At 68.6% G+C, this 11508-nt stretch carries 13 protein-coding genes and 1 pseudogene; 9 read left to right on the top strand and 5 right to left on the bottom strand.

Annotation, left to right across the window (positions count from 1 at the left end):
* Positions 1–4: 4 nt before the first annotated feature.
* The 3 genes from C8D87_RS24235 to C8D87_RS24220 all read right to left on the bottom strand — a co-directional run bounded on the left by C8D87_RS24235 (position 5) and on the right by C8D87_RS24220 (position 2142).
* A complete protein-coding gene (locus C8D87_RS24235) occupies positions 5–709 on the bottom strand; it encodes a class I SAM-dependent methyltransferase (protein WP_112228689.1) in 705 nt (234 codons plus the stop codon).
* A 34-nt stretch (positions 710–743) separates the two neighbouring features.
* On the bottom strand, positions 744–1700 hold the full coding sequence (locus C8D87_RS46130) for a hypothetical protein (protein WP_170166567.1): 957 nt from the start codon (positions 1698–1700) through the stop codon (positions 744–746).
* A gap of 79 nt (positions 1701–1779) precedes the next feature.
* Positions 1780–2142 carry a nuclear transport factor 2 family protein gene (locus C8D87_RS24220; protein ID WP_170166566.1) on the bottom strand — a complete coding sequence of 121 codons (363 nt, stop codon included), beginning with the start codon at positions 2140–2142 and terminating at the stop codon, positions 1780–1782.
* 59 nt (positions 2143–2201) lie between these two features.
* Between C8D87_RS24220 and C8D87_RS24215 the strand changes: the two genes are divergently transcribed.
* Complete coding sequence (locus tag C8D87_RS24215) at positions 2202–2639, top strand: MarR family winged helix-turn-helix transcriptional regulator (protein WP_112228688.1); 438 nt, start codon at positions 2202–2204, stop codon at positions 2637–2639.
* Here the strand turns inward: C8D87_RS24215 and C8D87_RS24210 are convergent.
* Entirely contained in the window at positions 2636–3454 is an 819-nt protein-coding gene (locus tag C8D87_RS24210) for a DUF4082 domain-containing protein (RefSeq protein WP_112228482.1), read from the bottom strand. The genes C8D87_RS24215 and C8D87_RS24210 overlap by 4 nt on opposite strands.
* Before the next feature lie 76 nt (positions 3455–3530).
* Here C8D87_RS24210 and C8D87_RS24205 point away from each other — a divergent pair, with 76 nt between their 5' ends.
* The 8 genes and pseudogenes from C8D87_RS24205 to C8D87_RS24170 all read left to right on the top strand — a co-directional run bounded on the left by C8D87_RS24205 (position 3531) and on the right by C8D87_RS24170 (position 10736).
* The gene (locus C8D87_RS24205) at positions 3531–4772 is read left to right on the top strand and encodes an SLC13 family permease (protein WP_112228481.1); all 1242 of its coding nucleotides are present in this window, start codon (positions 3531–3533) and stop codon (positions 4770–4772) included.
* A gap of 2 nt (positions 4773–4774) precedes the next feature.
* Positions 4775–5206 (top strand): universal stress protein, encoded by a 432-nt coding sequence (locus C8D87_RS24200; protein ID WP_112228480.1) that lies wholly within the window; start codon positions 4775–4777, stop codon positions 5204–5206.
* Positions 5207–5285: 79 nt separating this feature from the next.
* Complete coding sequence (locus tag C8D87_RS24195; RefSeq protein ID WP_112228479.1) at positions 5286–6284, top strand: hypothetical protein; 999 nt, start codon at positions 5286–5288, stop codon at positions 6282–6284.
* A 77-nt stretch (positions 6285–6361) separates the two neighbouring features.
* Complete coding sequence (locus C8D87_RS24190; protein WP_112228478.1) at positions 6362–6877, top strand: ribbon-helix-helix protein, CopG family; 516 nt, start codon at positions 6362–6364, stop codon at positions 6875–6877.
* 70 nt (positions 6878–6947) lie between these two features.
* Positions 6948–7790, top strand: coding sequence for a DUF4097 family beta strand repeat-containing protein (locus tag C8D87_RS24185; RefSeq protein WP_112228477.1), 843 nt, complete (start codon positions 6948–6950; stop codon positions 7788–7790).
* 10 nt (positions 7791–7800) lie between these two features.
* The gene (locus C8D87_RS24180; protein WP_112228476.1) at positions 7801–8736 is read left to right on the top strand and encodes an ATP-binding cassette domain-containing protein; all 936 of its coding nucleotides are present in this window, start codon (positions 7801–7803) and stop codon (positions 8734–8736) included.
* Positions 8733–9515: an ABC transporter permease gene (locus C8D87_RS24175; protein ID WP_109642141.1), complete on the top strand. Its 783-nt coding sequence runs from the start codon at positions 8733–8735 to the stop codon at positions 9513–9515. Before C8D87_RS24180 ends, C8D87_RS24175 begins: the two co-directional genes overlap by 4 nt.
* 19 nt (positions 9516–9534) lie before the next feature.
* Positions 9535–10736 (top strand): annotated as a pseudogene (locus C8D87_RS24170) (cytochrome P450).
* 48 nt (positions 10737–10784) lie between these two features.
* On the opposite strand, the gene C8D87_RS24165 reads toward C8D87_RS24170, so the two are convergent.
* Positions 10785–11486, bottom strand: coding sequence for an SDR family NAD(P)-dependent oxidoreductase (locus tag C8D87_RS24165; protein WP_112228475.1), 702 nt, complete (start codon positions 11484–11486; stop codon positions 10785–10787).
* Positions 11487–11508: the final 22 nt, after the last annotated feature.

Here is an 11508-nt window from a genome sequence, read left to right as displayed (position 1 = left end):
AGCGTCAGTCCTTTCTGAACAACGCCGTCCAGAGGAACGACTTTCCGAACACGGGCGACGAGGCGGGCCCCTCGCGCATCCGGCGCAGCTCGACCTCCGTGAGGTCCTGGAAGATCCACCGCAGGTCGTCGGGGTGGTACCCGACGCCGCCGTTCAGACCGGACTGCCGGTACAGCTCGGCGTCCGGCGTGGCGGTGCCCTCCTCGGCGGTGAAGCAGGTCAACGCGAAGTGCCCGCCGGGCCTGAGGGCCCGGTCCAGCAACGCGAGATAGCTGATCCGGCGGTGCGGTGGCAGGTGGTGGAAGCAGCCGGAGTCGTAGATCAGGTCGTACGAGCCCTCGGTGGCGAACGCGTCGCCCTGACAGAACCGGATGTCCAGGCCCTCGCCGCGCTCCGACGCCCACGCGATGGCGGTGGCGGAGAGGTCCACGGCGTCGACGTGGAACCCGTTGCGCGCCAGGAAGACCGCGTTGCGGCCGGGTCCGCAGCCCACGTCGAGCGCCCGGCCCGGCCTGATCAGCCCGCGGTCCAGGTAGCCGGCCAGGTTCTCGTCCGGTTTGGCCACGAAGAACGGGACATCGCGGTCACGGTTCTCGTAGAAGGCGTCCCACCAGTCACCCGCCCGCTCGGTCCAGCGGTCGGCCTCAGGAGCGAGGAGACCGTCTAGCAGAACGAGGACGTCGTCGACCGATCTGATGTGCCGTTGCACGTGAACCCCCAGGTAGATCGGCCTCCAGTCTCCCTCAGAGGCCACCTTCGCTCAGGCGTTTGCGGTAGCCGCGGGCGCCCTCGGAACCGACGTTCTCGTGGAAGTCGATGCCCGCGGGGTTGGTCTGCACGTGGTAGTAGCAGGCGCCCCACAGGCTGGTGGCCACCGAGTCGTCGAAGTGGATCAGGTTCCCGTACTTGTAGCCCTTCTGGTACGGGGTGAGGCGGGTGGTCCTGATCGAGTACTCGGTCGCGATCACCGGCTTGCCCGGCCACTTCGAGGCGCACCGCGACAGCGTCTCGGCGTAGGTGAGCTCGTTCCAGTCGCCCTGGCGCGTGAAGCTGCCGTCGTCGGGGTTGCTGTAGAAGTGCACCCCCACGAAGTCGCACTTCTTGACGGCGTCGACGAAGTTCGGGTTGCCGTACCACGTGTCGGGGTTCGTGCCCTTGTTCGGCGAGAGCGCCGTACCGCAGATCTTGGCTCCCGGGAACGTCTCCCGGATGCGGTCGATCGTGACGCTGAGGTTGTAGCCGTAGACCCACGGGTCGGTCACCCGGATGTTCGGCTCGTTGCCCAGCTCGATGATGCACTTGTCCGCGCCGGAGCGGATCCTCTTGTACTCGAAGAAGCGCGAGTCGCGGATCTCGGCGACCGCCCGGTTCGGGTCGATCACGTTGTCGGTGTCACCGGTGACCGTGCGGACGATGAGGAAGTTCGTCGCACCGGCGGCGGTCCAGACGTGGTCGGGGTAGTTCGCCCACGGGCCGGGCCCCGGCACGCCCCAGCCGGTGACGACCTTGGCGAGGTTGGCCGCCTGGTTGTTGATCGCGTCGATCCACGTCTGGTAGCCGTCGGTGAGCAACGGGCCGTGCGCCCGGTAGTGCGGTGCCGCCGAGGCCTGGCCCGGCAACGACGCCATGCCCGCCGCCGCGATGGCGCCCGCCGCCAGCTTGCCCATCGCACGGCGGCTGTACTGCTTCTCGCCGGTCATCGGCGGTCTCCCTTCGTCGAGGAACGACGACAGGCAACAGCGCCGGGGTATGAGGGCCGGTATGCGAGCGGTATGTGGCTCAGAACGGCTCGTAGCAGTCGAACGTCTCGATGGAGCTGATCAGTCCGTCGCGCGTCTCGACGAACTGCGCGATGTGGGCGACGAGCTGGCTACCCGTCCGCAGCACGCCGGTCCAGGTCAGCCGGACGATCGTGGTGTCGCCGGAGCGCAGGGTCGAATGCACGTCGTACTTCTGGCTGGACAACAACTCCACGCCCGCCGCGGAGGCCGTGAGCATCTTGTCCAGGGGTGTTCGCGCGCCGGTCGGCCTGATCAGGTTGGGATGCTCGACCGTCACGGCGTCGGCGGTGAAGAACCGGCGCAGCTCCTCACCGGACTGTCCTGCCTCGAGCGCTCGGTGCAGTGCGTGGATGGTGTCCATGTCCACAACCATAGTTGTACAACCTTGGTTGTCAATGTCAGGATGCGACCGTGGACCTGATGCGGCTCGACCTCGCGACCCTCGCCCATCTGGCGGGCAGCTCCGCGAACGACGCGATCCTGGCGCGGCTGCACGAGATCGGGCACACCGGTGTCCGCGTCTCGCACGGGTACGTGATCCAGCACCTGATCGAGGGTGCGCCGACGGTCTCCGAACTGGGGGAGCTGCTCGGCGTCACCCAGCAGGCCGCCTCGAAGCAGCTGCTCGAACTGGAACGCCTCGGCTACGTCGAACGCGTGCCGGACCCCGCGGACAGCAGGGTGCGCCGCGCCCGGCTCACCGGCCGGGGCCGGCGGCTGGTCGAGGACAGCCGCCGGCTTCGGCGTGAGCTGGACGTGCCCGGTGACGAGGTGGCGAAGCGAGCCCTGATCCGGCTGCTCGACGCGACCGGGGGTACCGAGAAGGTGCTGAAGCGCCGGGTGGTTCCCGGCGACTAGGGCTGGAAGATCGGCATCAGCCAGTAGTTGCTGGAGTTCCACGTGTCCGTGGGGAATCCGCCGCCGTAGCGGTACACGCCGGCGTTCACGGGCGTGCGGAACGGCGTCTGCACGAGGTTGCCCGTGAAGTAGTTTTCCGTTGAGACGTAACCACCTGACGGCGTGTAGTAGGAGACGACGTACTCGTTGCCCGGCGCGACAGGAACCGGCGTGTTGAACGTGACCCGTTGTCCGTACACGGCGCCCGGGACCGCTTGTTCGGCCAGCAGCGTGCCGTTGGAAGACCACGCCCGTGCGGTCACTGGGCCGGTGTAGTTGCCGTGCCGCAGATGCACGCCGACCAGTGATCCGGGGCGGTCCACGGTGATGCGGAGGCCGAGTTCGACGGCCTGGTCGTCGATGTCCTTCACGACCGGCTGGTGGGTGCGCGGGAGCATGAGGAAGGTCTCGCCGGACAGCGGTGGCAGCGTCGTGCCACCGACGTGGATCGTGCGCAACGACTGGACCGGGCCGACGGTCGACGCGGTGTGGGCGCGGGCCTTGATCGTCAGCGGGCCCGGAGTGGTCGGCGTGATCACGAGCGACCAGTAGGACTGCGTGTCGATGGACGTCCAGGTGGCGCCGTCGTCCGTGGTGACGTCGACCTGGATGACGCCTCCCGCTTCGCCGTTGTGGGCGTCGCCGATGACGAGCAGCGGTTCGTTCAGCGGAACGGAAACCCCCTCGCTCGGGGAGGAGAGGGTGGCTCGAGGGTTGTCGGCTGCGAACGCCGGGGTGGGAGAGAGCAGGACAAGTGCCAGCAGCAGTACTGCCAATCGCCTCATGTTCGGCAAGTCGTTGCCGATGCAACCTCAGTTACGGTGATCCACCGAACGGGCTTAACGTTGGGCCGTGCTGGCGCTTTCGATCTTGCTCCTGGTGGCCGTGCTGGTCTGTGCGGTAGTGCGGCCGTGGGGCTGGCCCGAGGCGGCCGTGGCGGTGCCGGCGGCTGTCCTCGTCGTGGTGGTCGGCGCGTTGCCCGTCGACCACGTGGCGGACGAGGCGGTGCGGCTGGGGCCGGTGATCGGGTTCCTGGCCGCGATCCTGGTGCTGGCGCAGCTGTGCGACGACGAAGGGCTCTTCCACGCGTGCGGCACCTGGATGGCGCGCGCCTCCCGCGGGCGGCCGCGCACGTTGCTGGGCGGCGTGTTCGTCACGGCGTCGGTGATCACGGCGGTGCTCAGCCTGGACGCGACCGTCGTGCTGCTGACGCCGGTGGTGTTCGCGACTGCGGCGCAGCTCGGTGTGCGGCCGAAGCCGCACGTGTACGCGTGCACCCACCTGTCGAACAGCGCGTCGCTGCTGCTGCCGGTGTCGAACCTGACGAACCTGCTGGCGTTCGCGTCGAGCGGGCTGAGCTTCACGCGGTTCGCGGCGCTGATGGCGTTGCCGTGGGTGGTCGCCATCGCCATCGAATACGTGGTGTTCCGGCGGTTCTTCCGCACCGATCTCGACGCGCCGGTGCATCCGTCGGACACCGCTCCCGCACGTGAGCTGCCGGTCTTCGCGCTCGTCACGGTCGGGCTGACGCTGGCCGGATTCGTGGTGGCCTCGGCCACCGGGATCGACCCGGCGTGGGCTGCCTGCGCGGGTGCGGTGGCGATGGCGGTGCGTGCGCTGGCCCGGCGCCGCACGTCGCTGACCAAGGTGGTGCAAGCCGTTTCGCTGCCGTTCCTCGCCTTCGTGCTCGGGCTGGGCATCGTGGTGCGCGCGGTGGTCGACAACGGTCTCGACGACGTTCTGCGGATCGTCATCCCGAGCGGCGACGGGCTGGTGGCGTTGCTCGGGGTGGCCGCGGTCGCCGCCGTGCTGGCCAACGTGATCAACAACCTGCCCGCGGTGCTCGTGCTGCTGCCGCTGGTCGTGCCGTTCGGTTCCGGCGCGGTGCTGGCGGTGCTGCTCGGCGTGAACCTCGGACCGAACCTGACCTACGCCGGCTCGCTGGCCACGTTGCTGTGGCGGCGGATCGTGCACGACCACGACACCGAGGTGAACCTGCCGGAGTTCACCAGGCTGGGCCTGCTCGCCGTGCCTGCCACCCTGGCCGGTTCGGTCGTGGCACTGTGGGCGTCCCTGCACGTGATCGGAGGATGACCATGACGGTGGTCGTGTGGATCGCCGACGACACCTGGCAGTCCTGCGTCGACGCGGCGCGTGAGCACGGCTCCGACTTCCTGCTGCTGCACGTCAGCGACCACGACGTGCCAGGCGCCGCCCACGGCGCGTTCGCCGGGCTCTTCGGCCGCGCCCCGTCGCGCGACCCCGGCAGCCGGCTGGACCACCTGGCCGCTGACCACGCCGCCAAGTTGCTGGAGGCGGCCGCCGCCCGTCTCGGCTCGCCGTGTGCGACGTCCGCGCGGGTGGGGCGGGTGGAACACGAAGTCGTTGCCGCGGCTGAGGGTGCCTCGCTGCTCGTGCTGTGCAGGGATGGCGACATCAGCCACGCCGGACCGCGCAGCCTCGGCCCGGCGACCCGGTTCGTCGTCGATCACGCGACCTGTCCGGTGTTGCTGGTCTGGCCCACCTGAAACTTGCACATAAGCAAACTTGCGTGCGCGCACTTTTACCTTCTAGTCTCGAAAACACCGAGAGTGGAAGGGGACGTCCATGCGTGCCAAGGGCATTGCGTACGACACCGGTTTCGTCCGGCACGGCGAGATCTCCGTGGAGAAGTTCGATCCTGGCGTGATCAGGAGTGACCTGACGGTCGTCAGGGACGACCTGCAGTGCAACGCGGTTCAGCTCGTCGGCGGCTCACCAGAACGGCTGGAGGAGGCGGCGCGGATCGCGGCCTCGCTGGGGCTGGAAGTCTGGTTCTCGCCGTACCCGCTGGAGCTGTCGCCGCCCGAGATCCTGGAGTTGTTCATCGACTGTGCGCGCAGGGCCGAGCGGATCCGGGTCGAGGGCGCCGAGGTCGTGTTCGTCGCGGGCGTCGAGCTGAGCATCATGAACGACGGGTTCCTGCCCGGCGGCGACGTGATGGACCGGGTGAACCGGCTGTTCGGCCAGGCTGACGGGCGGGCGGAACGGCTGCAGGAGGCGAGCTCCCGGCTCGGCGAGTTCCTGGCAGGGGCGGTGAGTGCGATTCGCGCGGAGTTCGGCGGGAAGATCACCTACGCCTGCATCCCGTTCGAGCGGATCGACTGGAGTCTGTTCGACATCAGCTCGTTCGAGCTGATCCGGTCGGCCGAGGTCGCCGACCAGTACGCCGCGAGCGTCCGAAGCCTCGTGGCGCAGGGAAAGCCGGTGGCGATCACCGGGTTCGGCACAGCTGCCTGGCGTGGCTCCGGTGCCGTCGCGCCGCGCAGCATGGAGATCGTCGAGCACGACGAGGCGGGGCTGCCGGTGCGGGTGAAGGACGGGTACGTCCGGGACGAGGGCGAGCAGGCCGCGTATCTGCGTGAGCTGCTGGAGATCTTCGAGGCCGAGGGGGTGGACGGCGCGTTCGTGTACATGTTCGCGCTCGGCAACTACCCGCACCGGCCGGACGAGCCGAGCCGTGACCTCGACCTGGCGAGCCCCGGGATCGTGAAGGTCTACGACGATCTGCGCTGGGAGCCCAAGGCGGCGTTCGGTGCTGTCGCCGAGGTGTATGCAAAGCTCTGACCTGCACTGAGCCAAAGTGATGCCAAGCTGAGCCAGAATTGCTTGCCGGTGGTGCCACCGTGTGCCATAGTGATGCCATGGATCTGACCCCGTACGTGGCTTCGCTCGGTCGCGAGCTGCTGACCGCCGTCGAGACCGGCGGTGAGGAAGCGAGCGCACTGGTCGAGAGGCTGACCGTGTCGATGGAGTCGGCGATCCGGCTGGCGCTGCTCGAGGCGCTGTCCGCCGCTGCCGACGAGATCACCGCGGACCTGGCGCCGGACTCGGTGCAGGTGCTGCTGCGGGGCAGGGACCCCAAATTCGTCGTGACTCGGCGGCCGGTGGAGCAGCCGGCCGCCGTCACGCCGGAGCCCGTCGCGGCACCCGCCGAGGACGTGGCGGCCGGCTTCGAGGACGGCGCCACCGTGCGCATCAACGTCCGCCTGCCCGAACAGCTCAAGACCGCGATCGACGAGGCCGCCGCCAAGGAGGGCCGCTCGGTCAACGCGTGGCTGGTGCGTGCCGCGTCGGCCCAGCTGGCACCGAAGCGCGACGCCCCGGCCGAAACGCCCGGGGTGCCTGCCTCGCAGCGTTTCGTCGGCTGGGTCCGCTAGTCCCAGCCCGTTCACTTCGCCCCGCGTGACCTGCGGGGATGTTCTTCCGACACCTTCTGAGGGGACAGCCATGCCCAAATACGAGACGCCAGAACCGATTTCCGTCCTGCTCGACTTCTACGCGGGTTACGTCCAGATCAATGCGAGCGACCGCGCCGACACCACGGTCGACGTACGGCCCTCCGACCCGTCGGACAGCTCTGACGTCGAGGCCGCGCAGAAGACCCGCGTCGACTGCACCGACGGCACGTTGATGGTGCGCGGGCCGAAGCGCACCTTCGACTTCTCCAAGAAGACCAGGTCCATCGACGTGGTGATCGAGCTCCCCATCGGGTCCAAAGTGGACATCGACGTCACGGCGGGTGGCGTCACCACCACCGGTGTGCTGGGCCAGCTCGAGGTCGACATGTCGGTGGGGAACGTCCACGTGGACCGGACCGGCCCGCTGAAGGTGGACACGGGTGTCGGCCAGGTCAGCGTCGGCGCGGTCACGGGCAACGCCGAGGTCAAGACCGGCAGCGGAAGCATCCGCGTCGGCACGGTCGCCGGTTCGCTGACCGTCAAGAACTCCAACGGCAGCAGCGAGATCGGCACGGTCGAGGGTGAGCTGCGGGTGCGCGCGGCCAACGGCGACATCACCGCCGAACACGTCGGTGCGCTGGTGGACGCCAAGACCGCCCTGGGATCCATCACCGTCGGCGAGGTCGTGCGCGACACCGCCACGCTCAACTCCGGGATGGGCAGCCTCGAGATCGGGATCGCCCAGGGCACCGCCGCGTGGCTCGACGTCAAGACCGGGTTCGGCCGCGTGCACAGCTCGCTGGAAGGCAGCGACGGGCCGGGCAACTCCGCGGAGACCGTCAAGGTCACCGCCCACACGACCTTCGGCGACATCACCGTCCGCCGTGCCTGAGGGGACCTCCATGACCGCCATCAAGGCCGCCGGCCTGCGCCGCTCGTACGGCGACCACGTCGTGCTCAAGGGCGTCGACCTGAACGTTCCGCGCGGCACCGTCTTCTCGTTGCTCGGCGCGAACGGCGCCGGCAAGACCACCACCGTCAAGATCCTGTCCACGCTGATCGGGGCCGACGGCGGCAGCGCGTCGGTCGCGGGTCACGACGTCGCGAGTGACCCCGTGGCCGTCCGCGCCGCGATCGGCGTCACCGGCCAGTTCTCCGCCGTCGACAACCTGCTGACCGGCAGGGAGAACCTGAAGCTGATGGCCGACCTGAACCACCTCGGCCGCACCGACGGCAAGCGCAAGGTCGAGCAGCTGCTGGAACAGTTCGACATCGCCGACGCGGCCGACAAGCCCGCGGCCTCCTACTCCGGTGGCATGCGGCGCCGGCTCGACCTCGCGATGACGCTGGTCGGGTCACCGCAGGTGATCTTCCTCGACGAGCCGACCACCGGGCTCGACCCGCGCAGCCGCCGCGCCATGTGGGACATCGTGCGGCGGCTCGTGGCCAGTGGCGTCACGATCTTCCTCACCACCCAGTACCTGGACGAGGCCGACGAGCTCGCCGACCGGATCGCGGTGCTGGACCACGGGAAGATCGTCGCGGAGGGCACCGCGGACGAGCTCAAGCGCCGCATTCCCGGCGGACACGTTCTCCTGCAGTTCAGCGATCCCCGCGACCTCGAAGCCGCCACGCGGGTCGTGCGCAACGCTTCCCGTGACGGTGAGGCGCTCGCGTTGCGCGTGCCGAACGACGGCAGCGTCGGCGCGCTGAAGGCACTGCTCGACCGGCTCGACGAGCACTCGGTCCTGGTCGACTCGCTCAGCATGCACACCCCTGACCTCGACGACGTCTTCCTCGCCCTCACCGGCAAGCCCGAAACGGTGGCCCACCCATGACCCACGCACTGAGCGACTCGGCGACGATGGTGCGCCGCAACCTCAAGCGGATGATCCGCTACCCGTCGATGACGTTCCAGCTCCTGCTCATGCCGGTGATCTTCCTGCTGCTGTTCGTCTACGTCCTCGGCGGCACGCTCGGCGCCGGCATCGGCGGACCTTCCGGCGGGCGCGCGGAGTACCTGAACTACGTCACGCCGACGATCATCCTGATCGCGATCACCGCGGCGGTGCAGGGGACGACCATCTCGATCGCGTTGGACATGACCGAGGGAATCGTCGATCGCTTCCGCACCATGGCGATCGCTCGCGTGTCCGTCCTCACCGGACACGTGGTGGGCAGCCTGATCCAGACGGTCCTCGCCATGGCGTTCGTCTTCGGTGTCGCGGTGCTGATCGGTTTCCGGTCGCAGGCGGGCGTGGTCGAGTGGCTCGCGGTGGCGGGTCTGCTGGTGGCCATGGCTTTCGCACTCATCTGGCTCTCCGCCGCGTTCGGGCTGGTGAGCAAGACCGTCGAGGGGTCGAGCAACATCGGCCTGCCGCTGATGCTGCTTCCCTTCTTCGGCAACGGTTTCGTGCCGACCGACTCGATGCCCACGGTGCTGCGCTGGTTCGCCGAGTACCAGCCGTTCACGCCGTTCATCGACGCGCTGCGCGGCCTGCTGATGGGCACGCCGATCGGCAACAGCGGCTACATCGCGCTGGGCTGGTGCGCCGTCATCGGCTTCGGCGGCTACCTGTGGTCCAAGAAGCTCTTCAACCGTGAATCCACCCGCTGAAACCCTGGGGAGACTTTCGATGACTGCCGTGCAAGGCCTTCCGATGGACCGCGACGTCAACCCGTTCGACCCGCCCAGCAGGATCACCGAGCTGCGCCGGACCAGCCCGGTCAGCCCGATGCTCTTCCCCGACGGCCACGAGGGCTGGCTCGTCACCGGCTACGACGAGGTCCGGCAGGTGCTGGCGGACACCAGGTTCAGCAACCGCCAGGACCTCGGCATCCTGCACGTGCCGTACCCGACGCCCGGCATGCCGGAGCAGACCGAACCCTCACCGCAGGTGCCGGGACTGTTCATCAGCATGGACCCGCCGGACCACACCCGGTTGCGGCGCAAGCTGACCGGCGCGTTCACCGTCAAGCGGATGAAGTCGCTGGAAGAGGGGATCATCGAGATCACCGAACGGCAGCTGGACGAGCTGGCGAAGCTCACGCCGCCGGTCGACCTGGTGCGGGAGTTCGCGCTGCCGGTGCCGTCGCTGGTGATCTGCGAGCTGCTCGGAGTTCCTTACGAGGACGGGAAACGTTCCAGAGCAACTCCTCCAAGTTCATGGAGAGGGACGTGAACCTGGAAGACAAGATGGCCGCGTACATGGCGTTGAACACGTACTTGGCCGAGCTCGTCACCGGCAAGCGCGCCGAACCCGCCGACGACCTGCTGTCCGACCTGGCCCGAGACGAGGACCTCAGCATCGAGGAACTCACCGGCATGGCGTTCCTGCTGCTGCTCGCCGGCCACGAGACGACGGCGAACATGCTGGCACTGGGTACTTTCGCGCTGCTGGAGCACCCCGAGCAGATGGCCGAACTGCGGGCGAACGCCGAACTGGTCCCGGACGCCGTCGAGGAACTGCTGCGCTACCTGGCCGTCGCCGACGTCTTCTTCCGTTACGCGGCAGAGGACATCGAGCTCGGCGGGCACACGATCCGCGAGGGATCGACCGTCATCGTCTCGTTGCTGGCGGGCAACCACGACTCCGGGAAGTTCGAGAACGCCGACACGCTGGACATCCACCGCAACGCGCGTGGGCACCTGTCCTTCGGGCACGGCGTCCACCAGTGCCTCGGTCAGCAGCTGGCCCGCATCGAGATGCGCGCCGGGTTCGAGGGTCTGCTGCGCCGGTTCCCGGGCCTTCGGCTCGCGGTTCCTGCCGGTGAGGTGAAGCTCAGGACCGACATGAACATCTACGGCGTGCACGCCCTGCCGGTCACCTGGGCGTAGTACGAGGCCGGGTGCACCGCGGGCACCCGGCCTCTGCGAACCTCGGCTCTACACGGTGAATCCACCGTCAGCGTTGATGCTGGCGCCGGTGACGTACGCACCGGCATCGCCCGCCAGCGCCGCCACCACTTCGGCGATCTCCGCCGGTTTCCCGTAGCGTCCCAGCGCGGTCAGCCCGCTGATCGTCTCCGCCATCGGCCCGTCCGCCGGGTTCATGTCCGTGTCGGTAGGACCGGGGTTGACGATGTTCGCCGTGATGCCTCGCGGCCCCAGCTCCCGCGCAAGACCCTTCGTCATGCCGATGAGCGCGGTCTTGCTGGCCGAGTAGAGCGCGAAGCCGGGAAACGGTGCGTACACAGCGACATTGCTGCCGATGCTGATGATGCGCCCGCCCTCGTGCATGTGCCGCGCCGCCGCTCGTGCCGCGAGATACGGCGCGCGCACGTTCACCGCCATCGTGTGGTCGAACTCTTCCTTCCCCAGCTCCTCCAGCGGTCCCACCTGGAACACCGCCGCGTTGTTGACGAGCACGTCGAGCCGCCCGAACTCTGTCGCGGCCGCATCCACCGCCGTGACAACGGCTTCAGGGTCGGCGCTGTCCGCCTGGAGCGCGAACACGTTGTCCGGCTTGGTGCTCTGGTACGTCACGGCGACCCGCGCGCCCAGAGCGGCGAGCTTCTCCGCCACAGCAGCCCCGATCCCGCGGCTGCCGCCCGTGATCAGGACTGCTTTTCCGTCAAGTGATCCCATGTGGACCAGCCTGGCGGAATGC

Source organism: Lentzea atacamensis (assembly GCF_003269295.1).
Lineage (GTDB): Bacteria > Actinomycetota > Actinomycetes > Mycobacteriales > Pseudonocardiaceae > Lentzea > Lentzea atacamensis.
The sequence above is the reverse complement of the archived record's forward strand: the minus strand, read 5'-3'. Positions and strand labels throughout refer to the sequence as shown.